The organism is Ruegeria sp. K11 (assembly GCF_056531905.1).
The window spans coordinates 166824-192073 of record NZ_JBQFMP010000006.1 but is presented as its reverse complement, the minus strand read 5'-3'; the positions used below and the strand labels follow the sequence as shown (position 1 = coordinate 192073).

The 25250-nt window shown below is 58.5% G+C and carries 24 protein-coding genes; 12 read left to right on the top strand and 12 right to left on the bottom strand.

The window, feature by feature from the left end; all coding sequences use genetic code 11:
• Positions 1-35: 35 nt before the first annotated feature.
• Entirely contained in the window at positions 36-512 is a 477-nt protein-coding gene (locus tag ACR0K4_RS11645) for a fasciclin domain-containing protein (RefSeq protein ID WP_480520195.1), read from the top strand.
• A gap of 72 nt (positions 513-584) precedes the next feature.
• On the opposite strand, the gene ACR0K4_RS11640 is transcribed toward ACR0K4_RS11645, so the two are convergent.
• Entirely contained in the window at positions 585-1169 is a 585-nt protein-coding gene (locus ACR0K4_RS11640) for a L,D-transpeptidase (RefSeq protein WP_480520582.1), read from the bottom strand.
• A gap of 192 nt (positions 1170-1361) precedes the next feature.
• The gene (locus tag ACR0K4_RS11635; RefSeq protein WP_480854075.1) at positions 1362-2861 is read right to left on the bottom strand and encodes a CoA-acylating methylmalonate-semialdehyde dehydrogenase; all 1500 of its coding nucleotides are present in this window, start codon (positions 2859-2861) and stop codon (positions 1362-1364) included.
• 104 nt (positions 2862-2965) lie between these two features.
• On the opposite strand from ACR0K4_RS11635, the gene ACR0K4_RS11630 reads away from it, so the two are divergent.
• From ACR0K4_RS11630 to coaD, 3 genes are all read left to right on the top strand, one after another.
• Complete coding sequence (locus ACR0K4_RS11630; RefSeq protein ID WP_480854074.1) at positions 2966-3868, top strand: LysR family transcriptional regulator; 903 nt, start codon at positions 2966-2968, stop codon at positions 3866-3868.
• A gap of 60 nt (positions 3869-3928) precedes the next feature.
• Positions 3929-4366 carry a CBS domain-containing protein gene (locus ACR0K4_RS11625; protein ID WP_480520201.1) on the top strand — a complete coding sequence of 146 codons (438 nt, stop codon included), beginning with the start codon at positions 3929-3931 and terminating at the stop codon, positions 4364-4366.
• Positions 4367-4451: 85 nt separating this feature from the next.
• Positions 4452-4943 (top strand): pantetheine-phosphate adenylyltransferase, encoded by a 492-nt coding sequence (coaD, locus tag ACR0K4_RS11620; protein WP_480520203.1) that lies wholly within the window; start codon positions 4452-4454, stop codon positions 4941-4943.
• Here coaD and gap (ACR0K4_RS11615) read toward each other — a convergent pair.
• From gap (ACR0K4_RS11615) to gap (ACR0K4_RS11605), 3 genes are all read right to left on the bottom strand, one after another.
• Positions 4935-5939 carry a type I glyceraldehyde-3-phosphate dehydrogenase gene (gene gap / locus ACR0K4_RS11615; RefSeq protein ID WP_480854073.1) on the bottom strand — a complete coding sequence of 335 codons (1005 nt, stop codon included), beginning with the start codon at positions 5937-5939 and terminating at the stop codon, positions 4935-4937. The genes coaD and gap (ACR0K4_RS11615) overlap by 9 nt on opposite strands.
• 81 nt (positions 5940-6020) lie before the next feature.
• Positions 6021-6164 (bottom strand): hypothetical protein, encoded by a 144-nt coding sequence (locus tag ACR0K4_RS11610; protein ID WP_480854072.1) that lies wholly within the window; start codon positions 6162-6164, stop codon positions 6021-6023.
• Positions 6165-6237: 73 nt separating this feature from the next.
• Positions 6238-7239: a type I glyceraldehyde-3-phosphate dehydrogenase gene (gene gap, locus ACR0K4_RS11605; RefSeq protein WP_480854071.1), complete on the bottom strand. Its 1002-nt coding sequence runs from the start codon at positions 7237-7239 to the stop codon at positions 6238-6240.
• 182 nt (positions 7240-7421) lie between these two features.
• Here gap (ACR0K4_RS11605) and ACR0K4_RS11600 point away from each other — a divergent pair, with 182 nt between their 5' ends.
• Entirely contained in the window at positions 7422-8393 is a 972-nt protein-coding gene (locus ACR0K4_RS11600) for a DUF808 domain-containing protein (protein WP_480854070.1), read from the top strand.
• 139 nt (positions 8394-8532) lie between these two features.
• Complete coding sequence (locus tag ACR0K4_RS11595; RefSeq protein WP_480854069.1) at positions 8533-8820, top strand: hypothetical protein; 288 nt, start codon at positions 8533-8535, stop codon at positions 8818-8820.
• A gap of 18 nt (positions 8821-8838) precedes the next feature.
• Here the strand turns inward: ACR0K4_RS11595 and ACR0K4_RS11590 are convergent, their stop codons facing one another.
• Positions 8839-9189 carry a hypothetical protein gene (locus ACR0K4_RS11590; RefSeq protein ID WP_480854068.1) on the bottom strand — a complete coding sequence of 117 codons (351 nt, stop codon included), beginning with the start codon at positions 9187-9189 and terminating at the stop codon, positions 8839-8841.
• A 156-nt stretch (positions 9190-9345) separates the two neighbouring features.
• The gene (tkt, locus tag ACR0K4_RS11585) at positions 9346-11367 is read right to left on the bottom strand and encodes a transketolase (protein ID WP_480854066.1); all 2022 of its coding nucleotides are present in this window, start codon (positions 11365-11367) and stop codon (positions 9346-9348) included.
• A 235-nt stretch (positions 11368-11602) separates the two neighbouring features.
• Between tkt and ACR0K4_RS11580 the strand changes: the two genes are divergently transcribed.
• Genes ACR0K4_RS11580 through ACR0K4_RS11570 form a run of 3 tightly spaced genes read left to right on the top strand, consistent with a single transcriptional unit; the run spans position 11603 to position 13142 of the window.
• Entirely contained in the window at positions 11603-12400 is a 798-nt protein-coding gene (locus ACR0K4_RS11580; protein ID WP_480854065.1) for a hypothetical protein, read from the top strand.
• On the top strand, positions 12400-12795 hold the full coding sequence (locus ACR0K4_RS11575) for a cell division protein ZapA (RefSeq protein ID WP_480520221.1): 396 nt from the start codon (positions 12400-12402) through the stop codon (positions 12793-12795). Before ACR0K4_RS11580 ends, ACR0K4_RS11575 begins: the two co-directional genes overlap by 1 nt.
• Entirely contained in the window at positions 12792-13142 is a 351-nt protein-coding gene (locus tag ACR0K4_RS11570) for an MliC family protein (RefSeq protein ID WP_480854064.1), read from the top strand. The genes ACR0K4_RS11575 and ACR0K4_RS11570 overlap by 4 nt, the downstream gene beginning before the upstream one ends.
• Here ACR0K4_RS11570 and grxD read toward each other — a convergent pair whose 3' ends face one another.
• From grxD to ACR0K4_RS11545, 5 genes are all read right to left on the bottom strand, one after another.
• Entirely contained in the window at positions 13143-13505 is a 363-nt protein-coding gene (gene grxD / locus ACR0K4_RS11565; RefSeq protein WP_480854063.1) for a Grx4 family monothiol glutaredoxin, read from the bottom strand.
• A 252-nt stretch (positions 13506-13757) separates the two neighbouring features.
• Positions 13758-13994: a BolA/IbaG family iron-sulfur metabolism protein gene (locus tag ACR0K4_RS11560; RefSeq protein ID WP_170354080.1), complete on the bottom strand. Its 237-nt coding sequence runs from the start codon at positions 13992-13994 to the stop codon at positions 13758-13760.
• A gap of 125 nt (positions 13995-14119) precedes the next feature.
• Complete coding sequence (purL, locus tag ACR0K4_RS11555; protein WP_480854062.1) at positions 14120-16279, bottom strand: phosphoribosylformylglycinamidine synthase subunit PurL; 2160 nt, start codon at positions 16277-16279, stop codon at positions 14120-14122.
• 174 nt (positions 16280-16453) lie between these two features.
• Positions 16454-18694, bottom strand: a complete 2241-nt coding sequence (locus ACR0K4_RS11550) for a mechanosensitive ion channel family protein (RefSeq protein WP_480854061.1) — start codon at positions 18692-18694, stop codon at positions 16454-16456.
• A 271-nt stretch (positions 18695-18965) separates the two neighbouring features.
• Positions 18966-19874, bottom strand: a complete 909-nt coding sequence (locus ACR0K4_RS11545) for a LysR family transcriptional regulator (protein WP_480520229.1) — start codon at positions 19872-19874, stop codon at positions 18966-18968.
• Positions 19875-20043: 169 nt separating this feature from the next.
• On the opposite strand from ACR0K4_RS11545, the gene ACR0K4_RS11540 reads away from it, so the two are divergent.
• The 3 genes from ACR0K4_RS11540 to ACR0K4_RS11530 all read left to right on the top strand — a co-directional run bounded on the left by ACR0K4_RS11540 (position 20044) and on the right by ACR0K4_RS11530 (position 25234).
• Complete coding sequence (locus ACR0K4_RS11540; protein WP_480854059.1) at positions 20044-23463, top strand: indolepyruvate ferredoxin oxidoreductase family protein; 3420 nt, start codon at positions 20044-20046, stop codon at positions 23461-23463.
• Between the two features lie 75 nt (positions 23464-23538).
• On the top strand, positions 23539-24417 hold the full coding sequence (locus ACR0K4_RS11535; RefSeq protein ID WP_480854058.1) for a lysophospholipid acyltransferase family protein: 879 nt from the start codon (positions 23539-23541) through the stop codon (positions 24415-24417).
• A 7-nt stretch (positions 24418-24424) separates the two neighbouring features.
• Entirely contained in the window at positions 24425-25234 is an 810-nt protein-coding gene (locus ACR0K4_RS11530) for a glutamate racemase (RefSeq protein WP_480854056.1), read from the top strand.
• Positions 25235-25250: the final 16 nt, after the last annotated feature.

Below are 25250 nucleotides of genomic sequence, written 5' to 3'. Positions count from 1 at the left end.
CCTTTCCATAACACGCTGGAGAGGAGATGACAGCCATGTTCCGTCGCACTTTTATGGGGGCCGCCGCCGCACTTGCCCTGACACTGCCCGCCAAGGCGCAGGCCGCTGATATTGTCGACACGGCCGTTTCGGCAGGGTCGTTCAACACGCTGGTAGCCGCCGTTCAGGCCGCAGGTCTGGTGGATACTCTGAAAGGGAAAGGCCCCTACACGGTTTTCGCGCCCACGGATGAGGCATTCGCTGCTTTGCCCGAAGGCACTGTGGAAACCCTGCTGCTGCCTGAGAACAAAGATCAATTGGTTGAGATTCTGACGTACCACGTGGTGCCCGCTAAAGTGATGTCAGGCGATATTGCCGGCAAGCGCGCCAAGGTTCTGACCGTACAGGGCGACCGTCTGAGCGTGAACGCCAAGCGCGGCGTGAAGGTGAATGATGCTGAGGTTATTCAGGCCGATATCGAAGCCAGCAACGGCGTGATCCATGTGGTCGACGCGGTAATTCTGCCCGAATAATTCAGGCTTCCGATCTACGTAAAAGCCCCGGTCGCGTTGGCCGGGGCTGTTTGTTTGAACTGTGCCGCTGGATCAGACCAGCCGGACCTGCGTTCCGATCTGCACCAGCGGATACAGTTCTTCGACATGCTGATTGTACAGCCCAATGCAGCCCGAGGAGCTTTGGCGGCCAATCTTGCGCGTGTCGTGCGTTCCATGCACCAGATAGGCAGGCCATGTCAGGTACATTGCGCGGGTGCCCAGCGGGTTTCCGGGCTCACCACCTTCCATCCGGACCGGCAGCGAAGGGTCGCGTTCTCGCATCGACGCGGTGGGCGTCCAGCTCGGGTTTTCTGTCTTGCGCACGACCTCTGTATAGCCGCGTTTGGTCAGTTCCTCGGTCATGGGAACTGAGCTGGGGTACAGCTTGTATGTCCCGTCCGGCCCCCAATAATGCACCGCGCGGCTGGTGATATCGGCCAGCAGCGCCCCTACACCCAGTTCATCAAAGTGATCCTGCCAGTTCTGCTGCGAGAAAGACGATGTATTCCGGCGCACTGGCAATTGCGTGCTGATCGCTTCTTCGTCCTGTGGGAACGCATCCAGACTTTGCGCACGCACCAATGCGGGCGTCGCGATCAGGGATGCAGCGCCCAACAGGGCAGAGCGGCGGGTCATTCGGTACTGGGACAAAGAAGCCTCCGGGTATATGAACTGCTCGGTATCGGATTTGCCGGTAAAATATGAGTGAACGAGATATTTTTCCAGAGGGTCGGATTTGAATTTCTCGTGAGATTCCTAGGTCTCGGACCAAAAAAAGCGGCCCACTCGGGGCCGCTTTCGGAAATGGTGAAACAGGATGAAGCTCGCTCAGTCCATGGCTTTGAAGTTGAACTCGCCACCTTCCTTGATGCCCGAGGGCCAGCGCGACGTCACGGTCTTGGTTCGGGTGTAGAATTTGAAGCTGTCGGGACCGTGTTGGTTCAGGTCGCCGAACATGGATTTCTTCCAGCCGCCGAAGGTGTGATAGGCCAGCGGCACCGGGATCGGGACGTTGATGCCGACCATACCGATATTGATCCGGCTGGCGAAGTCGCGGGCCGTATCTCCGTCGCGAGTGAAGATCGCGGTGCCGTTGCCGTATTCGTGGTCCATCGCCAGCTTCAGCGCCTCTTCATATGAACCAGCGCGGACGGTGGACAGAACCGGACCAAAGATTTCCTGTTTGTAGATGTCCATGTCGGGCGTGACGTGGTCAAACAGATGCGGGCCAACAAAGAAACCATCCTCATAACCTTGCAGGCTGAAATCGCGGTTATCGACAACCAGCTTGGCACCTTGCTCGATACCCGAATTGATCAGGCCCAGAATGCGTTCCTTAGCAGCCCCGGTCACAACCGGGCCCATGTCCACATCGTCGCCTGCGGTATAAGGGCCGACCTTCAGTTTTTCCACGCGCGGGATCAGCTTTTCGATCAGCGCGTCTGCAGTGGCCTCACCAACCGGGACCGCAACCGAGATCGCCATGCAGCGTTCGCCCGCCGCACCGTAACCGGCGCCAACCAGCGCGTCGGCTGCCTGATCCATGTCCGCATCGGGCATAACGATCATGTGGTTCTTGGCACCGCCAAAACACTGCGCACGCTTGCCGTTCGCAGTGGCGCGGGAATAGATATACTGCGCGATCGGGGTCGAGCCCACAAAGCTAACGCCCTGAATGATCTCGCTGTCCAGCAGAGTATCCACGGCTTCTTTGTCGCCATTCACGACCTGGAACACGCCTTTTGGCAGGCCCGCTTCGACAAACAGCTCTGCCAGCATCAGCGGGACCGACGGGTCGCGTTCCGAAGGCTTCAGGACAACCGCGTTGCCGCAAGCCAGGGCCGGGCCGACATGCCATAGGGGCATCATGGCGGGGAAGTTGAACGGCATGATCGAGGCGACCACGCCCAAAGGCTGACGCATCGAATACATGTCGATGCCCGGACCCGCACTGTCGGTGAACTCGCCCTTCAGCATCTGCGGAGCACCGATGCAGTATTCGATCACTTCCAACCCGCGCTGCAGGTCGCCTTTGGCGTCCGGAACCGTCTTGCCGTGTTCACGGCTGAGCACCTCGGCCAGTTTGTCCATATCGCGGTTCATCAGGCCGACCATCGCCATCATCACCCGCGCCCGTTTCTGCGGGTTGGTGGCCCCCCACTCGACCTGAGCGACCGCAGCGTCTTCGATGGCTTTGGTTGTTTCGGCGGCGCTGGCCATGGGGCATTTATACTGAACTTCGCCTGTCGCCGGGTTGAACACGTCGTCAAACCGACCGGACGTGCCAGCCGTCATTTCACCATTTAGAAAGTGGGTCAGATCGTTCATCGCTTAATCCTCCGAATGGGTTTGGGCGCAGAATAGACTTGCGTAAATCCCTTGAACAGAGGCAATGTTCCAAAGTTGTTTTGCAAAAATGCAAAGGTGTGGGCATGAACCCGAACTGGGATGATATGCGTGTTTTTCTGGCCGTGGCGCGTGAAGAAAGCCTGTCAGCCGCCGGTCGGGTCCTCAAACTGGATCCTGCGACGGTTGGTCGGCGGATCGCGCGACTCGAGGCCGAGCTCGACGCGATCCTTTTTACCAAATCGCAGCAAGGCTATGTTCTGACCGTTGCCGGAACCCGCTTGATGGACCATGGCCTGCACGCAGAAGAGGCGATGCGGGCGGCGACCGGGGCAATCACAGGTTCGACAGAAACACTGAGCGGTCAAATCAGGATCGGTGCACCCGATGGATGTGCGAACTATCTGCTGCCGCAAGTTTGTGCACGGATCAGCGATGCCAACCCGGAACTCGACATTCAGATTCTGGCGCTGCCGCGGCTCATCAACCTGTCCCGACGCGAAGCGGATATGGCGATTTCGGTCAGCGCGCCGAACGCGGGCAAGTTACTGGTGAAAAAGATATCGGATTACCGGTTGCATCTTGTGGCCAGTCGCGCGTATCTGGACCAGAATGCGCAGATCAGAACCATCTCGGATCTGCAGGGTCACCGCATGATCGGCTACATTCCTGACATGATTTTTGATCGGGAATTGGATTATCTGAACGACATAGGTGTTGACCGTGTCGCTTTGGCGTCGAATTCCGTCTCGGTTCAGTTGCGCCAGGTCTCCCTCGGCAGTGGGGTTTGCGTGGCGCATGATTTCACGCTGCCGTTTCATCCCGAGTTGCGGAAAATCGTGGTGGATCAGGTCAGTCTGACGCGCCGCTTCTATCTGGTGCGCCATCAGGGCGATCAACGTAATGAACGGCTGAACCGCTTCGCCGAGGCGCTGTCGCGCGGTATCCGCGACGAGGTTGCGCAGCTTGAAGCCGAAGCTTCATCTTGACAGGTTCGGACATTCCGGCAACGCTTTGTAAAACGTAAAGTTATTTCGGAGGTTTTGCATATGCTCGTTCAGGCTATTCTCAAGTCGAAAGCCACAGAAGGGGTGGAAACGGTCGAGCCTTCCTTAACCGTTGCGGATGCTGCACAGATATTGGCGACCAAACGGATCGGGACAGTCGTCGTGTCCGAGGATGGCGGTGAGACAGCAGCCGGTATCCTGTCCGAGCGTGATATTGTGCGCGAACTTGCGGCCAGCGGCAGCGGCTGCCTGACCAAACCAGTCAGCGCGTATATGACGCGCGATCTGGTTACAGCCAGCCGTCAGGACACGGTCGAAAACATTCTGTCGCGGATGACCCAGGGCCGTTTTCGCCATATGCCGGTTCTGGAAGATGGCAAGCTGGTGGGCATCGTGACACTGGGTGACGCCGTCAAAGCGCAATTGGCTGAACTGGCGATGGAAAAAGACGCGCTTGAAGGCATGATTATGGGCCACTGAACGGGCAGGGCTCTGGCTCTGCCTCTTGCACCTGCAGCAAAGTTATGTTTGCTTGCGCCGAAATATTGTTGCGCAGGAGAGCCCGATGCGCGTCGGATTATATCCCGGAACCTTCGACCCGATCACAATGGGTCATATCGACATCATCCGCCGGGCGGCGGCGTTGGTGGATAAGCTTGTCATTGGCGTTGCCATCAATCGGGACAAGGGTCCGCTGTTCACGCTGGAAGAGCGTGTGGCCATGATCGAAGCAGAATGTGCGCATCTGACCGAGCAGACAGGGACCGAAATCGTCGCTCATCCGTTTGAGAACCTGCTGATCGATTGCGCCCGGGATGTTGGCGCTCAGATCATCGTGCGGGGCCTGCGTGCGGTGGCTGATTTCGAATATGAATTCCAGATGGTCGGCATGAACCGGGCGCTCGACGATTCGATTGAGACGGTCTTTCTGATGGCAGAAGCCCGTCATCAGGCGATTGCGTCCAAACTGGTCAAAGAGATTGCCCGGCTGAATGGGGACGTGTCGAAATTCGTCACGCCCCGTGTCAATCAGGCCTTGCGTGAACGCTTAGGATAACGCGCCCATCGCAACGGCAGTGTCCAGCATCCGGTTCGAGAATCCCCACTCGTTATCATACCACGCGAGGACGCGAACCAACGTGCCGTCGGTCACTTTTGTTTCCGCAAGCGAAACAGTCGAGCTGTGGGAGTCATGATTGAAGTCGACTGAAACCAAGGGGCGATGTTCTGCTGCCAATACGCCGGGGATTTTTGCAGCCGCTTCGGTAAACAGCGCGTTGACTTCTTCTTCTGTCGTGGGACGAGACACCTCGGCGACCAGATCGACGACCGAGACATTGGGGGTCGGTACCCGGATCGCCTGTCCGGTCAGTTTGCCTGCAAGCTGAGGCAGAACCAAACCAACCGCCGATGCGGCGCCAGTGGTTGTGGGGATCATCGAAAGCGCCGCCGCGCGCGACAGATAGGGGTCTTTCCCGGCAGTGTCATGCACGGGTTGGCTGGCCGTATAGGCATGGATCGTTGTCATGTTCCCGTGCTTGATGCCCAGGCCCGCATCCAGTGCGGCCGCGACCGGAGACAGGCAGTTGGTGGTGCAGGACGCGTTCGAGACAATGATGTCATCTGCCGTCAGTTCCTGATCGTTCACACCAAAGACCACGGTTTTCACGCCGCCATCACCGCGCGCCGGGGCCGAGATCAGAACCTTCTTGGAGCCGTTTTTCAAGTGCCGCTCGGCCGCTTCGCGGGTGCGGAACACGCCAGTACATTCCAGCACGACATCCACATCCGACCAGTTCAGGGCCTCGGGGTCCCGCTCGCTGCTCAGTCGGATGGGGCCGTGACCAACGTCCAGACCGGCATCGCTGAGCGTCACGGGTTTTGAATACCGGCCATGAACGCTGTCAAACTCGAACAGATGCGCGTTCATTTCCGGCTTTGCCAAATCGTTGATCGCGACGATTTCAACGTCGGTGCGACCCGATTCAGTGACCGCCCGCAGAACGCCGCGCCCGATCCGTCCAAAACCATTGATTGCCAGCTTGAGTGTCATGATGCGCTCCGTCAGAAATTCGTCGATATTTGGTTAGCGCTAACAAAGCCAGATGAACGCGAAAGTCAAGCAAAACCTCTGTCATCGCCAGAAGGCGAGCCAGTCCAGAAAGTCGTAGAGTTTCTTGCCCAGGAACAGCAGATGTTCCGAGCCGACAAGGGCCACGTCCAGCATAAGGCCGCCAAATATCAGCAATCCCAGCCATATGGCGATTTGATTGGTCATGGATGTGCCCTGAACGAAAATGCCCGCCCAGATAACCTGAGCGGGCACTAGGGTACAAGCGATGTGCAAACGGTTAGTTAAGTCGACCCATGGCAACTGCCACGTCCGCCATGCGAACCGAGAAGCCCCATTCGTTGTCATACCACGCCAGCACGCGCACCATGCGATTGTCGACGACGCGGGTCTGATCCGGCGCGAAGATCGAGCTTTCCTCGGTGTGATTGAAATCGGTCGAGACCAGCGGCGCGGGTTCATACCCCAGAACGCGCTGCATCGGGCCTTTGGCGGCCTCTTCCACGATGGCGTTGACCTCTTCGACGGTTACATCGCGCGAGGCGCGGAAAGACAGATCGACAGCCGAAACATTCGGGGTCGGCACGCGGATGGCCGAACCATCCAGACGGCCTTTGAGGTTAGGCAGAACTTCACCCAGGGCTGCGGCAGCACCGGTCGAGGTCGGGATCATCGACATGGCCGCTGCGCGCGCGCGGTAAAGATCGCTGTGACGGCGGTCCAGTGTCGGCTGGTCTCCGGTATAGGCGTGGATCGTGGTCATGATGCCATGCTCGATGCCGACACCTTCGTCCAGAACCTTGGCAAGCGGGGCGAGACAGTTGGTGGTGCACGACCCGTTCGAGACCATTCGGTCCTCAGAAGACAGGCTGTTGTGGTTCACGCCGAACACGATGGTTTTGTCGACGTTTTTGCCGGGGGCCGACAGCAGAACACGTTCGGCGCCGCGCTCCAGATGCGTTTTGGCCTTCAGCCCGTCATTGAACTTGCCGGTGCATTCCAGAACGACGTCGCAGCCTTCCCAGTCCAGCTCGTTCATGTCGTACGTCGAGAACATCTCCATCGGGCCGCGACCCAGATCCATGGTGTTGCCTTCGATGGACACATCGCGCGGGAAACGTCCGTGGATACTGTCATATTTCAGCAGATGCGCCGAAGTCTCCAGCGGGCCGGTGGCGTTGACTTTGATCACTTCGATGTCGTTGCGCGCCGATGCGGCGATGTGCGACAGGGTACAGCGGCCAATGCGGCCAAAACCATTGATACCGACCTTAATGGTCATCCGACGTCTCCAAACTGCGCTTGTGTTGGAGGGCATATAGCCGCGAAAGTGGAATCTCAAAAGGGCAAAAATGGCATATTTTTAAGGTGTTAGCGCAAACCTGAGCCGATTGCGCTAACGCTTGCGCTAGCCGTTGGATCAGGTAGGGTCCGGTCGGGGCAGATGAATGGAAAGGAAACGCGATGAGTGGTCTGTTGGCCCTGCTGGACGACGTGGCAGGCATAGCGAAGGTCGCGGCGTCTTCGGTTGATGACGTGGTGGCGGCCGCGGGCAAGGCCGGGGCCAAGACGGCAGGCGTGATCATTGACGACGCGGCGGTGACGCCGAAATACGTGCAGGGTTTCGCGCCCGCGCGGGAACTGCCGATCATCTGGCGCATCGCGCGTGGGTCCATTTTCAACAAGATCATTCTATTGTTGCCGGTTGCCTTGCTACTGGCCAATTTTGCGCCGTGGCTGATTACGCCGCTGCTTATGCTCGGCGGTTCTTATTTGTGCTTTGAAGGGGCCGAGAAGATCTTTCATGTCTTGTTTCCGCATGGGAGCAAGGTGATTGATGAGGACATGAAGAACCGTGACCCGGGTCATCTGGAGGAACAGAAGGTCAAGGGCGCGATCAAAACCGATTTTATATTGTCCGCTGAAATCATGACGATTGCTCTGGCAGCCATTGAGGCTCCGAACGTGTGGATGCAGGCTGCGACGCTGGCGGTGGTCGGTATCGGCGTGACGGTGGCCGTCTATGGCTCGGTCGCGCTGATCGTGAAGATGGATGACGTAGGCTTGTTTCTGGCCCGTAATGCACCGACGCCCATTGGCCGCGGCGTAGGACGCGGTTTGGTGCAGGCGATGCCCTATGTTCTGAAAATACTGTCCACCGTTGGTACGGCGGCGATGCTTTGGGTCGGTGGCTCGATCATCATACACGGGCTTGAAGTTCTGGGCTTTGGCTGGTTAGGCCATCACATTCACGATTGGGCTTATGCTGTGGGCCACATGGTCTCGGACCAGTGGGCGGCAGCAGTCGAGTGGATCGCCAAGGCCACGATGGACGGGGTATTCGGGCTTGGTTGGGGTCTGGTCCTGATCCCTGTTGCAACGAAACTCATCGCTCCGCTTTTGGCGCGACGATCAGGCAAGCCATCGACACATTGAGACGCATAAACAAAGCATGACGAACTCAGATTTGCCGATCTATCGACCAGTAGTGAAACGCTTTAAGAGCCAATTGTACGGGCGGGCGAAGGCGCGAAAAGCCCGCGTCCTGAGTAGTTTGAACATCGGTGCGGAAGAAATGCCACTTTCGCCGCGCGATCTCAGCAGGTTTCTGCAGTTTCGTATCCAAACCGCAGACGACGCCGGCAAGCGAGGCAACTGGGTAGGAGGACGTCTGTACAACGCTCTGTCCGGTGAATCCGCCCAGTATGTTCCGTTGTATGGAACCCATTTGCGTCAGTGTCTGGCCCTTGTGTTGGGCCAGATACCCGAGGGTATTGAACCGCGCGGTGACTATGAACTGCGACTAGACTATGCAAAACGGGCGTTTTCCAAGGTGCAAGGTCAACTGGCCAAGGCGCCTTGAGTGCAGCCCTGGTGCCCGTCAGTAGTTGTTCGTGTTGCCTTTGACCACAACGCCGGACCCGTCAACTTTGCCGTCCTTGAACAGCGTTACGGCGGCCCCTTCGATTTTCAGGTCCCAGCAGTTTTCAGGATCGGTGCCATACTGGAAGCACATGCCATTATCCGTCGCCTTCCAGTTCCCGGTGTAGCCGTCGCCTTTAATCGTCCCGTCAGGTGCATAATACTCGGTGAACGCGCCCGACAACATGCCGCCCTGATAGGTGTGATCGCTCATGGCGTTTTGGATGTCTTGTTTGCTGGCGAACTCAGCCCCTGTGGCCGAGGTGGCCATGCTGAGTGCGGCAAGAACGACTGCGGCGCGGATTTTCATGGGTGACTTCCCTTTGTGATTGGATCGCGCTGCAGGTAAATCGAATGGAAATCGCGAATAGGGCGGGCGACCTCACAACTGCTCACCAGTCTGTGAGAGGCCCGGGGCAAAAAGGCGACCAATATGGCCGCCTTTGTCTGTGCATTTTTGGTGCGGTTAACCTAGCAGTTCCTTGACCTTCGCAACGGCAGCGTCGGCGGTGATGCCGAAATGCTTGTATAGCTCACCAGCGGGGGCCGATGCACCAAAGCTGGACATGCCGATGAAACCGGCTTTGGATTCGCGGCCACGTTCGCCCAAAAGCCAGCGATCCCAGCCTCCGGCACGGACGGCGGCTTCGATGCCGACGCGGACAGCGCCGCCCGGCAGGACGCGCTTGCGATAAGCCTCGTCCTGTTGTGCGAACAGTTCCATGCAGGGCATGGAGACGACGCGGGTGCCGATCCCTTCGGCCTCAAGCTGCGCCTTGGCCTCCATGGCCAGCGACACCTCGGACCCGGTGGCGATCAGGATCGCCTGACGTTTGCCCTCGGCTTCGGCCAAGACATATGCACCCTGTGCGACAAGGTTCTTGGTCTTGTGATCCTTGCGCACGGTCGGAACGCCCTGACGGGTCAGCGACAGAACCGAGGGGCTGTCCTTGAAGGTCAGCGCCAGTTCCCACGCCTCTGCCGTCTCAATCGTGTCGGCGGGGCGGAACACATAGGTGTTGGGCGTCGCGCGCGAGATTGCCAGATGCTCGACCGGCTGGTGGGTCGGGCCGTCTTCACCCAGACCGATCGAGTCGTGGGTCATCACGAAGACCGTTGGCACCTTCATCAACGCAGCCAGACGCATGGACGGGCGGGCATAGTCGGTGAAGGCCATGAACGTGCCGCCATAGGGGCGAATGCCGCCGTGCAGCGCCATGCCGTTCATCGCAGCCGCCATGCCGTGTTCGCGGATACCGTAATGGATATAACGACCCTTGCGGTTCTCCGGCAGGAACACGCCCATATCGGCGGATTTGGTGTTGTTCGAGCCTGTCAGGTCCGCCGAACCGCCGATGGTCTCGGTCATGATCGGGTTGACGACGTTCAGAACTTTTTCCGACGAGGCGCGGGTGGCCAGTTTGGGCTGGTCCTCGGACATCTGTTTCTTGAAGGCCCGGATCGCACCCGCCAGCTTTTTGGGCGTTTCAAAGGCATAGGCACGGTTGAATTCGGCCTGTTTGCGCTCGGACAGTTGTGCGAAACGGCCTTCCCAGGCGGCACGTTCGGCAGCTCCGCGTGCACCGATGGCTTCCCATGCGGATTTCACGTCAGCGGGGACTTCAAACGCCCCATGCGGCCAGCCGTAACCTTCCTTGGCGGCTTTCAACTGTTCCTGATCCGTCAGCGCGCCATGACCTTTCGAGGTGTCCTGCGCCGCATGGCCCAAGGCGATATGACTTTCACAAGCAATCATGGTCGGCTTGTTCGACTTTTTCGCGTCGACGATAGCAGCGTCAATTGCCTGCGGATCATGGCCGTCGACTTCGATGACATGCCAGCCCGAGGCTGCGAAGCGGCGCACTTGATCGGTTCGGTCGGCCATATCGACGGTGCCGTCGATGGTGATATTGTTGTTGTCCCAGAAGACGATCAGCTTGCTCAGCTCATGACGGCCTGCCAGCGTGATGGCTTCCTGACTGACGCCTTCCATTAGGCAGCCGTCGCCTGCGATCACGTAAGTATAGTGATCGACGACCTTCTTACCGTACTGCGCGCGCTGGATTTCCTCGGCCATGGTGAACCCGACGGCGTTGGCGATGCCCTGGCCCAAAGGACCGGTTGTGGTCTCGACGCCCTGGATCAGGAAGTTTTCCGGATGACCGGCGGTCTTGGCACCCAACTGGCGGAAGTTCTTAATCTCATCCAGCGTTACATCAGCATGGCCTGTCAGATACAGCAGCGAGTAGATCAGCATCGACCCGTGACCCGCGGACAGAATGAACCGGTCACGGTCCGGCCAGTTCGGGGCGGTGGCATCGAATTTCAGATGCTTTTCGAACAGAACGGTCGCAACGTCGGCCATGCCCATCGGCATACCGGAATGGCCGGAATTGGCGGCGGCGACGGCGTCCAGGGTCAGGGTGCGGATGGCCGCAGCTTTGTCCCAGTGTTCGGGGTTGGCATTGCGCAGCGCAGTCAGGTCCACGGGCATTGTTCCTTTGGATTACAGGCAGATGGGCCGCTGAATACCATCCGTCCGTCAAAGTGCAAGCAGAACCCGGCGGTCGGCAACCGAACCGGTTCAAGAGCGCGGCCCAAGTACTTGAAAGCAAAGAGTGGGTATTTTCTGCGACATTCCGTTAGACTAAGCCTGAGAGCTGCCCGGATTGATTCGGTGGGCACAGAACAGCAAAGAACCTTGATAAAGAGGTGACAGGGGCATGAGCCAAATCGAAGACCTGCAAAGACGTATCATCGCCGCGATGGAGCGGATTGATGCTGGCGTTGACGCGCTGAGCGATGCAACCCCGGCGGCCAGTGGCGAAGATCAGAGCCTGCGCGCGGCCCTCGCAGAAGAGCGTCTGGCAAATGCGCAGCTGGAAGAACGTCTGAAAACCCTGAAGCAGCGGCACGAGACCGAGGTTGACGCCATGCGCGGTGATCTCGATGCTTTGCGCTCACAGCCTGTGCAAGAGGCCGAGACCACTGACCTGCGTGAGAAACTGGCCGAGGCAACAGCGCAGCTGGCAACCGTCGAGGCAGCGCGGTCCGAGCTGGCCGAAGCTAAAGCGGCGTTGGAGAACAGCGACGAAGTCTCGGCGCTGAAAGACGAGATTGAAACGCTGCGGGCCTCTGCAACTGCCGCCGAAGCCATGCGGGCCGAGATTGGGCGACTGCGTGCAGAACTGGCCGACAGCGAAAAGCTGGCCGATCTGAGTTCGGAACTTGAGATGCTACGGGCCGAACGCACAAGCCATGGGGCTGCCATGTCCCGGCTCGAGGATGATCTGCAGCGCCTTCGAAAGGCCAATGAACAGCTGCGCGGTGCTGTGGACGAACTGCGGGCTGCGGCGGAAAAGGGTGTGTCGGATGCGGACTTGCTGAACCGCGCCACCGCCGCCGAACTTGAGGCGACGCGGGCCGCGCGGGCATCTGATGCCGCCGAAGCGCATGCGGTACTGGCCCGGCTAGAGCCGTTGCTGAACCACGCCAATCTGGCCGAAGGAGAGGTGGAATAATGCCCGAAGTGACAATCCATATCGGTGGCCGTGGCTTTGATGTCTCATGCCAGGATGGGGAAGAACAGTTTCTCCATGCTGCCGCCAAACTGCTGGATGATGAGGCGCAGGTTCTGTCAGATCAGATCGGGCGTATGCCCGAGGCGCGTATGCTGTTGATGGCCGGACTGATGCTGGCCGACAAAGCTGCCGCGCAAGAAGACCGGGTTAAGACCGCCGAGGCCAGACTGGCCGAGACTCAGGCTGAGTTGAACAGGTTGCGCAACGCGCCGCCGCCCGAACCCGAACGCGTTGAGGTTGCGATTGTGCCGCCATCGGTGACGGACACGCTGGCCGAAATGGCCGCGCGGGCCGAGGCGCTTGCGGCGGTGGTCGAAGAAAAGTCGGGCGCATGAGGCTGCGCGCGCCCGTCGCTCTGACTGTGGCGCTGACCGTGATGAGCGGCGCGGCGGCTGCGGAAATCGATGTTCTGTCGGTCACGTTCAACTGTGAAAACGGTGTGACAATTCCTGTGTCTTACTTCAATGCCACCGACGGATCCGGCGCGGCTGCCATGCTTATCGACGGTCAATTGATCGCACTCAAGCAAGCGCCAAGCGGGTCGGGTATTCGCTACGAGTCTGTTGGGGGAGAAGGGTCATACACCCTCCGCTCGAAAGGTTGGGAAGCTTCGATCACTTTCCAGGGCGCTGGCAACACAGCCCCGGAACGTATTCTGTTCCGGGATTGTTTCAGCCGTTGATCAGGCGTTTGCTTCGCGGATCTTGTCGGCTGCGTCTTTGTTGTAGCCAACGCCGTTGTCATCGAACAAAGTGTCAAGCTCACCCGAGAGCGTCATCTCGGTGATGATGTCACACCCACCGACGAATTCGCCTTTGACATACAGCTGCGGCACGGTCGGCCAGTCGGAATAATCCTTGATGCCCTGACGAACCTCTTCATCGGCCAGAACGTTCACGTCGGCATATTCGACGCCCATATAATTCAGCACACCAGCCACGCGCGAGGAAAACCCGCACTGAGGCATTTCCTTGGTGCCTTTCATATACAGCACAACGTCGTTGGCTTTTACGGTTTCGTCGATCTGGGTTTTCACGTCAGTCATTTCGCGTTTCCTTTGCTCTTCGGCATCATCGCTTTGGCGTAGTCTTGAGGATCTTTCGGGACACGATATTGCGTGGAATGTCCACCTCCGGACCCGCCGGAATCATAGATTGTAAAAATCGTTCGATATCCTAATCCGGGAAGGGTTCCTCGTCTGGATTGAGTGTCATCTTTGGATCGGCTTCGCGCCAACAGGGCCGTCAAGATGATTACGGCCGCAATGCCAACAAAAACGCCAATTCCAAGATCCATGTCACTCCGGTACTTTCGTCGTCAACGCAAGCGCGTGCAGCTCTCCATCTGGGCCGTCCATCTTGCCTTTCAAGGCCGCGTAGACCGCACGCTGCTGTTGAACCCGGTTTTTGCCGCGAAAGCTTTCGTCCACGACCATGGCGGACATATGCACGCCATCGCTGCCGCCGACCTGAATCTCCGCATCGGGAAAGGCTTCGCGCAGCAGGTGTTCGATTTCGTGGGCGCTCATCGGCATGTAGGTTACTCCTGAAGGTCTTTCCAAAGATGTAGAGCGCCAAAGCGGGGCGCGCAAGTGGTCCTGAGACGACAAAACCCGCGCCGATCAAGGCGCGGGCTTTGATGTCATGGGCGAGGTTGAATTCAGGCAACTGCCTCGGCAAAGCTGCTACGGAACGTTGCAGTCAGATCCTCCAGTGCAGCCTCAGAGCCGCCGATTTTTACCGCTTCGCCGGTGAAGCGACCGACCGAGACCAGCGGGACCCCGGCCTGACCAGCAGCGATCATCAATGCTTCGGCCTGATCAAAGTTGCAGGCAACCAGATAGCGGGCCTGATCTTCGCCGAACAGGAATTCTGTCGAGGCATCGTCGAGGCAAACGCCGACGCCTGCAGCTTCGGCCAGTTCGAACGCAGCGAGTGCAAGGCCACCGTCACCCAGGTCGGTACAGGCCTTGATCATCTCGCGGTTGGCGCGGATGAAATTGCCGTTGCGATTCTCGGCATCCAGATCAACATGGGGGGCGTCGCCGTCTTCGCGGTTGAACACCTCGGCCAGAAGGGCAGATTGACCCAGATGGCCTGTGGTTTCGCCGATGACCAGCGCAACATGGCCTTCGCGGACCTCGTTGCCGATGATCTCATCCGAGTGCGACAGCAGGCCAACCGCGCCGATGGTCGGCGTCGGCAAGATCGCCTGACCGTCGGTTTCATTGTAAAGCGAGACGTTGCCCGAAACGATGGGCATGTCCAACGCGTCGACGGCTGCACCGATACCCTGGATGGCCCCGACGAACTGGCCCATGATCTCAGGCTTTTCGGGGTTGCCGAAGTTCAGGTTGTCGGTCGTCGCCAGCGGTGTCGCACCCACGGCGGTCAGGTTGCGATAGGCCTCGGCCACCGCTTGCTTGCCGCCTTCGACCGGGTTGGCGCGGACATAGCGCGGGGTCACATCGCTGGTAAAGGCCAGCACCTTGTCAGTGCCGTGGACGCGCACCATACCGGCACCCAGACCCGGTGTGCGGGCGCTGTCAGCCATAACCATGGTGTCGTATTGCTCGTAGACCCATTGCTTGCCCGCATAGTTGGGCGAAGAGAGCAGGGCACGCAGACCATCGATTGGGTCGATCTGAGGCACATCTTCCAGCGCCTCGGCTTCCGGTGTCGGTTCCCACGGGCGGTCATATTCCGGCGCGGTTGATGAAAGTTTGGACAGGACCAGATCGGCTTTGACCTCGCCATTGTGCATGATCAGGAAGCGGTCTTCGGCGATTGTCTCGCCGACGATTGCGAAATCCAGATCCCATTTCTCGAACACGGCGCGGGCTTCGGCTTCAAGCTCGGGTTTGAGAACCATCAGCATGCGCTCCTGAGATTCAGACAGCATCATCTCATAGGCCGTCATGTTCTCTTCGCGCTGGGGTACGTTTTCGAGGTCCAGACGCACACCCAGACCGCCTTTGTCTCCCATTTCAACAGCCGAGCAGGTCAGACCTGCTGCGCCCATGTCTTGAATTGAGATCACGGCCCCGGTTTGCATCAGCTCTAGCGTGGCTTCCATAAGGCGTTTTTCGGTGAAGGGGTCGCCGACCTGTACGGTGGGGCGCTTTTCCTCAATGGTGTCGTCGAACTCGGCCGAGGCCATGGTCGCACCGCCCACACCGTCGCGGCCGGTTTTGGCACCCAGATAGACGACTGGCATACCGACGCCAGACGCGGCGGAATAGAAAATCTTGTTACTGTCGGCCAGACCTGCAGCAAAGGCATTCACAAGGCAGTTGCCGTTATAGGCGGGGTGAAAACGCACTTCACCACCCACACAAGGCACGCCGAAGCAGTTGCCGTACCCGCCGATGCCTTCGACCACGCCGTTGACCAGTTGGCGCGTTTTGTGGTGGCCGGGTTCGCCAAAGGACAGCGCGTTCATCGACGCGATGGGGCGCGCGCCCATGGTGAAGACGTCGCGCAGGATACCGCCCACGCCGGTCGCAGCACCCTGATAGGGTTCGATATACGATGGGTGGTTATGGCTTTCCATCTTGAAGACCACCGCCTGACCGTCGCCGATATCGACTACACCCGCATTCTCACCGGGGCCGCAGATGACCTGAGGGCCAGAGGTGGGCAGGGTGCGTAGCCATTTCTTCGAAGATTTGTAGGAGCAATGCTCGTTCCACATGGCCGAGAAGATGCCAAGCTCGGTAAAGGTCGGCTCGCGCCCGATGATCTCGAGGATCATGTCGTATTCTTCGGGCTTGAGCCCATGTGCGGCGATCAGATCGGGTGTGATGGCGGGCTCTTGCATCGTCTGTCCTTGTCCAAGGGTGGCCGAGATTGCGCGCCTTTTAGGGCAAGGGCGCGTCCGTGGGAAGGGCCAAGTCAGCGCAGGGCCTTTTGGGCAAAGAAAAACGGAACCGGCACAGGGCCGATTCCGTTTGTATGGCTTGTTTTGCCTCAAACCGGAGGCACCTCAGTCGGGTTAAGCCGGGGCCTCGCCCTTGTTAACTGCGTCCGCGGCGGCGGCCCCGACAGCTGTTTTCTGTTCTTCGGTCAGGTTCTCGACCTCGTCCAGTCCGGGAATGGCCACACGCACTTCGCGGCGGGCAAAGTCGATACCGTTCTCGTTAAAGGCTGCTTTCACCCGGTTGAAGATTTCCTTGCGCAAGGTGAATTGCTTGCCAGGCTTGGCCATGAACTTGCCGCGAATAATCATGCCGACGTCGTCAAAGTCGAACACACCCTGCGATTTGAAGGGCTGAAGGAAGCCATCCTTGTGGACCTCGTCCGCCATCATCTCGGCCCCGATCTTTTTAAAGATTTTCTTGACCTTGTTGGGATCGGTATCGAACGGCACAGTGAACTTCAGCTTCATGATCACCCAATCGCGGCTGAAATTGGTCAACTTCTGAATCTCGCCGTAAGGAATGGTGTGCACCGGTCCGCGGTGATGGCGGAGCTGCATGGAACGGATCGAGATTTTCTCGACCGTGCCCATGGTGCCGCCCACATCGACATATTCACCGACCCGGAATGCGTCATCGATCAGGAAGAAGATGCCGCCGACGATATCCGCCACCAGTTTCTGCGCGCCAAAGCCGATGGCCAGACCCAGAACACCGGCACCGGCCAAAAGCGGTGTGATGTTGATGCCCAAAGCCCCAAGCGCCAGCAATCCAAAGATCACGGCGATAGTGATCTGCGCCGTGGCCCGCAACAAGGGTAGCACAGTGGCCAGCCGCGATCCGCCCGCGCCGCCACCTTCGCCTGCCTCTTCATCGGGGCTTTGCTCGGACGCGGTCATCTCTTTCGCCAGTCGGCGGTTGATCCACAGCGAGACGACCTCGTTCAGAATATAGCCCACGGCGATGATCAGGAAGAACTGGACCAGCTTGCTGCCCGATTCCTCGTCGCCGCCGGCGATTTCCTGCAGGTTCAGGTTCCAGGCGTTGGCGATCATCAGGATGACCAGAATGCCCGCCAGAACGCGCCCGATGCGGATATAGCTGCGTTTGGCCGACCTATAGGCCCGCTCGGCCACCGCACCATCCCCCTGCATCGGAGGTTGCAGGTGCCGCACCAGCCCCCGGATCAGCGTATCCAGCGCGGGCGCGATCAGCAGCCAGAACATGGTGGTGAAATGCGCGCCCTGAACCAGCAGCGCCAGCGAAGTGGGGTTCCGCTGCGCCACGATGAACTCGACCAGTAACCAGATCACCGCCGAAACGCCAATGGCGAAATAGGGATAATAATGCGCCACCTCTTCGTCGAACTTGGTGTGGTCAGGGTCTGATCCCAGCATCATCTGCGATAGGCCATCGCGCGCTTTCCAGGCGATCACGCCGATATAAATATGGATGCCTGCGTTCAGCCAGAACCCGATGCGCGTCTCGCCGCCGGTGATGCCGTTCAGGCGGTTGAAATGCAGCAGGAACAAGGTGAAGCCGATCAGGATCAGCAGGCCGATCAGGTTGCGGTGCAGGTATTTGGCCCAGTGATCATCCACATTGACCAGACGGTAATGGGACTTGTTTGGGGCCAGAACAAAGCGCGAGGCCGCCGCACCCAGGCGCGGAATCCAGATCAGGTAGAAGACAAAGGGCGCCGCGTAAACGATCTGCTCGGGTGTCAGAAGCCCCCGGCCCACAGCGCGAATGACCACGTAAAACACGACCAGACCGGCGATCTCGTGGCAAAAGCGGACAAACAGATACCGCACCGCGCCCCACAGGTCGTTCTCATCCGCGACCTCGGTCTTGTTGTGCCATTTACGGGTCAGCAGGCCGAACAGCTTTTCTGCGATGAAGCCCACGACCAGAACGCTGAGCACAAGCCCGATCAGGACCAGAGCGCCCGTGCCGTCGAACTTGGTTACGAAATTCGAAACCGCCTTGGCCTGTGCCGTGAAGATATTGGGCAAGGTGGTGATGACCTGCGTCCACGAGGCCACCATCTCAGCCCAGATTTCATTGATCTCGGTGATCGGATCTTCACGTTCCTCCGCTTCAGCCGCATTCTTCTCGGCCACAGCATCCAGACGCTCCAACAAGATGGACCGCACCTGATCATCCGACATCCGGGCAACCAGATCGTCGACCTGTTCAGGTGTCAAATCCTCGGGGATGGTTACGGTGGATGCGGTGCCAGAGTCTTGCGCATGAAGTGGTCCTGCAAGGAATAGTGCAGCGACCAGCGCCACCAAAAGGCGGAGTGGATGATACATGAATTTGCCCTCGATCACGAAATTTTAATCGCTTTTTCGGGATCATAGGCGCATGCGCGTGGTTTTCCCAGCGCTTTCGCCCCATTGATGAGACACTGCAGCCAAAAAAAAGGCCGAGCACTAAGCTCGGCCGTAGTCCAACAGGGAGGTATGAAGATGATGAGCGTTACAGCATCATCGCCTTCGAGTGCTCATTTAGGGATCAGTTTGTGAACGATCAAGGTGTTTTACAGCTTAACTATGTCATGGCCGCTATGCGGACAGTGCATGGCTAGAGTTTACCCAATTGTCGCAATTGCTTGCGATGGGCAATGATTTCATCCTGCACAAAGTCGCGAAACGCCGCTATCCTCTTGGAATGACGCAATTCTTCCGGGAAAGCCAGGTAGACGGGAACATCTGCGCTTTCCGTATTGGCCAGAACTGGCACAAGGTGAGAAAAGTCCTCGGTCACGTAATCGGGAAGAACACCGATACCGAGATCATGCAGCACACCCTGCAAAACGCCGAAATAATTGTTCACCGTCAAGAGCGATGCGGGATTGTGGGTCATCAGGTGCCGCACCATCGCGGCACCGGCGCCGACTTGCGGGGCGGACGGGGTCTGGCAGATCAATCGGTGTTTGGAAATCTGGTCCAGCGTTTGCGGCGCGCCACCATGTGTATCAAGATATTTTCGGGTGGCGTATAGCTGCATCTGCACTGTCATCAAGCGTTTGCGCACCAGATCGGCCTGGCTGGGCTCTTTCATGCGAATGGCAACGTCGGCTTCGCGCATGGGCAGGTCAAGAACCCGCTCCTCAAGCATCAGGTCGATGTTCAGATCGGGATATTGCTCGTACAGCTTGGGCAGGCGCGGGGCCAGCCACAATGTTCCAAAGCCGAAGGTGGTGGTGACACGCAATACGCCAAACACCTCGTCTTCGCTGTCGCGGATGCGCGCTGCGGCGGCGTCAAGGCGTTTGGACATGGCTGACGTGGCATCAAACAAAAACTCGCCCTGTTCCGTAAGAATCAGCCCACGTGCATGACGATGAAACAGGGTCGCATCCAGCGATTCTTCCAGCGCGCGAATCTGACGGCTCACAGCGGATTGAGACAAATTGAGCTTGTCCCCCGCATGCGTGAGGCTGCCTGCATCCGCAACCGCGTGAAATATTCTGAGCTTGTCCCAATCCATTGTCGCAACTTTCGTTATCCAATCGCAGCCCTATATGAAACACGTAACAAATTCTACATTCGAACCCGGAAATCGTTGCGTAAACGAGGAAAATTACTATGCAGGTCAGTATTTTTGACCTAAAATGGTGAAAAGTAGAGCACACTAATCCGACGTGGGGAGGCGTCTGATGAGTCAGCCAAAAATCACTCTGAACGACCGTTTCGATCTGTCCAAAAGCCCGGTTCTGTTGAATGGAACACAGGCGCTGGTGCGGCTTATGCTGATGCAAAAGGCGCGCGACCGGGCGGCGGGCCTGAATACGGCGGGTCTGGTAACCGGATATCGCGGCTCGCCCTTGGGCGCAGTCGATTTGCAGATGTCTCGGGCCGAGAAGCAACTGGCGGAAAGTGATGTCACTTTCCAATACGGTCTGAACGAAGATCTGGCCGCCACCGCGTTGTGGGGTAGCCAGCAAGCCGGTTTGCGCGGCGAGGGCAGGTTCGATGGTGTGTTCGGCCTTTGGTATGGCAAGGGCCCCGGCGTTGACCGATCGGGCGACGTGATGCGCCACGCCAACATGGCCGGAACGGCAGAACATGGCGGCGTGTTGATGGCTATGGGGGATGACCATACCGGTGAAAGCTCGACTGTGCTGCATCAGTCGGAATGGTCGTTGGTGGATGCTTATATGCCAGTCGTCAGCCCGGCGGGCGTTCAGGAAATCCTGGACTATGGGCTTTACGGGTTCGCGCTCAGTCGCTTCGCGGGTGTCTGGGTTGGGTTGAAAACGATGAAAGACACGATCGAGGTCACTTCGGTCGTGGATAGCAGCCCGGATCGCATGAAGATCGTCACTCCCAAATTCGAAATGCCCGAGGGCGGCCTGAACATCCGTTTGGTCGATACCCCTCATCTGCAAGAGGCGCGGGTCATCGATTACAAGCGTTTCGCTGCCGAGACGTTTTCGCATGCCAATCGGATGGACAAACGGATTTGGGGTAAACCGGGGGCCAAGATCGGACTGGTAGCTGCCGGTAAAAACTGGCTGGATCTGACGCATGCGCTGTCACTGTTGAACATTGACGAGGCCGAGGCCGAGCGTCTGGGGATCACGACCTACAAGGTTGGTCAGACATTCCCGTTGGATATGAAGGGTTTCCACGACTGGGCAGAAGGTCTGGATCTGATCGTCATCGTCGAGGAAAAGCGCAAATTGATTGAAGTTCAGGTCAAAGAAGCGATCTTTGACGACCGGCGTGGGCGGCGTGTTTATGGCTGGTACAAAGGTGGGGCAGGCACCTTGCATCGTGAAGAGTTGTTCCCGACCCGAGGTGCGCTTGATCCGATCATGATTGCCGAGAAGCTGGGCGATATCCTGATCGAAGAGGGGCGCGATACCGATGGTGTTCGCGCCGGTCTGGCCAGCCTGTCAGACGCACGCCGGGCCGATAACGCGCAGGAAATCGCAGAGCGTCTTCCGTATTTCTGTTCGGGTTGCCCGCATAATAGTTCGACCCGGTTACCCGATGGCAGCCGGGCTTATGCCGGGATCGGGTGTCACTATATGGTTCAGTGGATGGACCGCGAGACGACAGGCTTTACCCATATGGGCGGTGAAGGCGCGAATTGGATCGGGGAAGCACCGTTCTCGAACACAAAGCATGTGTTCCAGAATCTGGGTGACGGCACCTATAACCATTCCGGAGTTCAGGCGATCCGCGCAGCGCTGGCTGCGGGCACCAATATCACCTACAAAATCCTGTTCAACGACGCGGTCGCGATGACGGGCGGACAGGGTAACGAAGGTGGTCTGAGCGCCGAACGTATTATTCGCGAGGTCAAGGCCATGGGTGTTCAGCACGTCGCCCTCGTCTATGACGAAAAAGAAGACGTGAACCTGAAGGCGATGCCCGAGGGTGTCGAGGCGCATGAACGCGCCGAACTGATGAAGGTTCAGGAAAAATTCCGCGACATCGAGGGTGTCTCGGTCATTGTCTACGTCCAGACCTGCGCAGCCGAGAAACGCCGGCGCCGCAAGCGCGGTACGTTTCCTGACCCGGATAAACGCGTGTTCATCAACACCGACATCTGCGAAGGCTGTGGAGATTGCGGTGTGCAGTCGAACTGCGTATCCATCGTGCCGAAACAGACGGAACTGGGACGCAAGCGCACAATCGATCAATCCAGCTGCAACAAGGATTTTTCCTGTGTGAACGGCTTTTGCCCCTCATTCGTGACGCTGGAAGGTGCCAAAGTCCGCAAAGAGGCCGCGATTGAACTTGAACTTCCCGACATGCCGGAACCCGACCTGCCAGGGATCGAAGGCACGCATAATGTGGTGATCACCGGCGTTGGCGGCACCGGTGTTGTCACCATTGGTGCAGTTCTGGCGCAAGCCGCACAGATCGACGGCAAGGGTGCCGGAATGATGGAAATGGCGGGTCTCGCGCAAAAAGGCGGAGCGGTTCATATTCACTGCCGGATTGCCAACAGGCCCGAGGACATCAGCGCCATTCGGGTCGCAACAGGTGAGGCCCATGCCCTGATCGGCGGTGATCTGGTGGTCTCGGCCGGGGCCAAGACGCTGGGGCTGACGCGGGAAGGTCAAACCGGTGCTGTGGTCAACAATCACGAAATCATCACCGGTGATTTCACGCGCGATACGGAATTCCAGATCCCCAGCGATCAGCTGGAACTGGCGCTGCAGGCGCGGTTGAAAGACGGTGTCAGTCTGTTCGACGCCAGCGATCTGGCACGTGTGGTGATGGGGGATTCGATCTATTCAAACATGATGGTGTTTGGCGCAGGCTGGCAACGCGGTTTGCTGCCCATCAGCTATGATGCGATCATGCAAGCGATCGAGTTGAATGGCACCGCGGTCGAGCGCAACAAGCGCGCGTTTGACGTCGGTCGGTGGGCTGTCCTGTACCCTGAAGATGCGGCGGGGCTTTTGTCAGACAAGGTGGCCGATTTGCCGAAGACGCTGGATCAGATCATCGACTTCCGGGCGGGGCATCTGACAGATTATCAGAACGCCCGACTGGCAAAACGCTATCGCAAGCTGGTTGAAAATATCGAAGATGAAAAGACCCGCGAGGCTGCGGCAAGAGGCTATCATAAACTCTTGTCCTACAAGGATGAATACGAGGTCGCCCGGCTATTGCTCAGCAGTCGCGAGAAGGCTGCGGCCGAGTTTGACGGCGATTTCAAGATGACCTTCCATCTCGCCCCGCCTGCTTTGGGCACCAAGGGTGACAATGGCCGGCCAAGAAAGCGCGCTTTTGGCGAATGGTTCCTTGGTCCCCTGAAGGTGCTTGCAAAGCTGAAAGCGATCCGCGGCACGCCGCTGGATGTGTTTGGCTACAGCGTCGAGCGCCGGATGGAACGCGCGCTGATCCGGCAATATGAAAAGGACATGAAAGAGGTCCTTCCAAAACTGACACCACAGACCCGCGACGCGATAGCCGCGCTGGCCCGGTTGCCGCTGGACATCCGGGGATTCGGACCCGTCCTTGTGGAAAGCGAGGCCAAGGCGGCAAAGCGACGGGAAGAATTGCTGGCCGTCATCCGCGATGGCGGACCTCAGCTGCAAGCTGCGGCTGAATGACGTTTCACAGGCTTGTCACGTTTCTTGGGCAGGAAATTCGCCTATAAAAAGACAGGCAAGTTTTCGGAGACCAAAATGCCCTCGCGCCACCATGTCGCCCGTGACATCTCATATGCGTATTCCGCCGAAACCAAAGGCGGTCGCATGGTGATCAAGTTGATGGAAAATACCACAGGTCGCCTGCGGTTGATCAAGCGCGCGGACGGGTACGAGCGGGATGTGGCGCGGGGTCGGGATTTCTGGGCGGTTATGGTCGAACGGTATGGGCTGACTCTGGACGTGGTGGGTGGCGCGCTCAGCAATATTCCCAAAGAGGGCCCGATCATCCTGATCGCCAATCACCCTTATGGTATTCTGGACGGGTTGATGATGGGGCATATCCTGTCACAGACCCGCGGAGATTTTCGCATTCTCGCCAACCACGTGTTCCGCAAGGCCGAAGATTTGAATCGCGTCGTGCTGCCGATTTCGTTTGATGCCACGAAAGAGGCGATGAAGCTGAACCTCGACACCCGAAAGACCGCGCTGAATTACCTGGGCGATGGCGGTGCCATCGGGATTTTCCCGGGCGGAACGGTCAGCACCGGCGCGAAACCTTTCTCGCACCCCATGGACCCGGGTTGGCGTGGCTTTACCGCCCGGATGGTGGCCAAGTCCGAGGCCACCGTGGTGCCGGTTTTCTTTGACGGACATACGTCGCGCCTGTTCCAGATCGCAAGCCATTTGCACAATACATTACGCATGGGCTTGCTCATTAAAGAGTTCAAGAAACGTGTGGATACGCCGGTTCAGGTGGTTATTGGTGAGCCTATCGGGCGCGACGTTCTGGACCCATTGGGCAAGGATACGCGCAAGATGATGGATTTCCTGCGCGAAGCCACGTATGAGCTGTCTCCGAAGCCGCTGAAGTCTTATGATTATGGCTATGAATTTGAGGAACGGCATCGCGCCTGAAGGGTAAATGGCAGTAGGTATTTTTGATTCTGGTCTGGGCGGTCTGACCGTCCTGAACGCCGCGCAGAAACGTCTGCCCGAGGTGGACTTCCTGTATTACGCCGACAGCGCGCATGCGCCCTACGGCGTGCGGGATGCCGAGGATATCTATCAACTGACCCGCCGGGCGGTAAACGATTTGTGGGCGCGGGGGTGTAATCTGGTGATTCTGGCCTGCAACACAGCCAGCGCGGCGGCGTTGCGTCGGATGCAGGAAGAAGGCGTGCCCGAGGGCAAGCGCGTATTGGGCGTGTTCGTGCCGCTTATCGAAGCGCTGACCGAGCGGCAATGGGGCGACAACTCTCCGCCACGCGAGGTCGCGGTTCAGCATGTGGCCTTGTTTGCCACGCCCGCGACCGTGTCCAGCCGGGCCTTTCAGCGCGAACTGGCCTTTCGGGCGATCGGAGTGGACGTCGAGGCGCAGTCCTGTGGCGGTGTTGTGGATGCCATCGAAGACGGGGACCTGATTTTGGCCGAGGCGCTGGTCAGGTCGCATGTCGACGCGTTGAAACGCAAGATGCCCGAACCTCAGGCAGCCATTTTGGGCTGCACGCATTACCCGTTGATGGCCGAAGAGTTTCAGGCCGCGCTGGGTCCTGATGTGAAGGTCTACAGTCAGGGAGATCTGGTGGCAGAGAGCCTTGCAGATTACCTGCAGCGGCATCCGGCCATGCTGGGCGAAGGCGACGGCGGGTTTCTGACCACGGGCAAAGCCCCGGTTGTTTCAGATCGCGCAACGCAGTTTTTGCGACGACAAATCACCTTTGAAGCCGCCTGACCTAGGTCAAGGACGG

Bases quoted from the DNA above. Each gene is read 5' to 3' on its own strand.
- ACR0K4_RS11645 (WP_480520195.1), top strand. From the start codon at position 36: ATGTTCCGTCGCACTTTTATGGGGGCCGCCGCCGCACTTGCCCTGACA.
- ACR0K4_RS11640 (WP_480520582.1), bottom strand. From the start codon at position 1,169: ATGACCCGCCGCTCTGCCCTGTTGGGCGCTGCATCCCTGATCGCGACG.
- ACR0K4_RS11635 (WP_480854075.1), bottom strand. From the start codon at position 2,861: ATGAACGATCTGACCCACTTTCTAAATGGTGAAATGACGGCTGGCACG.
- ACR0K4_RS11630 (WP_480854074.1), top strand. From the start codon at position 2,966: ATGAACCCGAACTGGGATGATATGCGTGTTTTTCTGGCCGTGGCGCGT.
- ACR0K4_RS11625 (WP_480520201.1), top strand. From the start codon at position 3,929: ATGCTCGTTCAGGCTATTCTCAAGTCGAAAGCCACAGAAGGGGTGGAA.
- coaD (WP_480520203.1), top strand. From the start codon at position 4,452: ATGCGCGTCGGATTATATCCCGGAACCTTCGACCCGATCACAATGGGT.
- gap (WP_480854073.1), bottom strand. From the start codon at position 5,939: ATGACACTCAAGCTGGCAATCAATGGTTTTGGACGGATCGGGCGCGGC.
- ACR0K4_RS11610 (WP_480854072.1), bottom strand. From the start codon at position 6,164: ATGACCAATCAAATCGCCATATGGCTGGGATTGCTGATATTTGGCGGC.
- gap (WP_480854071.1), bottom strand. From the start codon at position 7,239: ATGACCATTAAGGTCGGTATCAATGGTTTTGGCCGCATTGGCCGCTGT.
- ACR0K4_RS11600 (WP_480854070.1), top strand. From the start codon at position 7,422: ATGAGTGGTCTGTTGGCCCTGCTGGACGACGTGGCAGGCATAGCGAAG.
- ACR0K4_RS11595 (WP_480854069.1), top strand. From the start codon at position 8,533: ATGCCACTTTCGCCGCGCGATCTCAGCAGGTTTCTGCAGTTTCGTATC.
- ACR0K4_RS11590 (WP_480854068.1), bottom strand. From the start codon at position 9,189: ATGAAAATCCGCGCCGCAGTCGTTCTTGCCGCACTCAGCATGGCCACC.
- ACR0K4_RS11580 (WP_480854065.1), top strand. From the start codon at position 11,603: ATGAGCCAAATCGAAGACCTGCAAAGACGTATCATCGCCGCGATGGAG.
- ACR0K4_RS11575 (WP_480520221.1), top strand. From the start codon at position 12,400: ATGCCCGAAGTGACAATCCATATCGGTGGCCGTGGCTTTGATGTCTCA.
- ACR0K4_RS11570 (WP_480854064.1), top strand. From the start codon at position 12,792: ATGAGGCTGCGCGCGCCCGTCGCTCTGACTGTGGCGCTGACCGTGATG.
- grxD (WP_480854063.1), bottom strand. From the start codon at position 13,505: ATGACTGACGTGAAAACCCAGATCGACGAAACCGTAAAAGCCAACGAC.
- ACR0K4_RS11560 (WP_170354080.1), bottom strand. From the start codon at position 13,994: ATGCCGATGAGCGCCCACGAAATCGAACACCTGCTGCGCGAAGCCTTT.
- purL (WP_480854062.1), bottom strand. From the start codon at position 16,279: ATGCAAGAGCCCGCCATCACACCCGATCTGATCGCCGCACATGGGCTC.
- ACR0K4_RS11550 (WP_480854061.1), bottom strand. From the start codon at position 18,694: ATGTATCATCCACTCCGCCTTTTGGTGGCGCTGGTCGCTGCACTATTC.
- ACR0K4_RS11545 (WP_480520229.1), bottom strand. From the start codon at position 19,874: ATGGATTGGGACAAGCTCAGAATATTTCACGCGGTTGCGGATGCAGGC.
- ACR0K4_RS11540 (WP_480854059.1), top strand. From the start codon at position 20,044: ATGAGTCAGCCAAAAATCACTCTGAACGACCGTTTCGATCTGTCCAAA.
- ACR0K4_RS11535 (WP_480854058.1), top strand. From the start codon at position 23,539: ATGCCCTCGCGCCACCATGTCGCCCGTGACATCTCATATGCGTATTCC.
- ACR0K4_RS11530 (WP_480854056.1), top strand. From the start codon at position 24,425: ATGGCAGTAGGTATTTTTGATTCTGGTCTGGGCGGTCTGACCGTCCTG.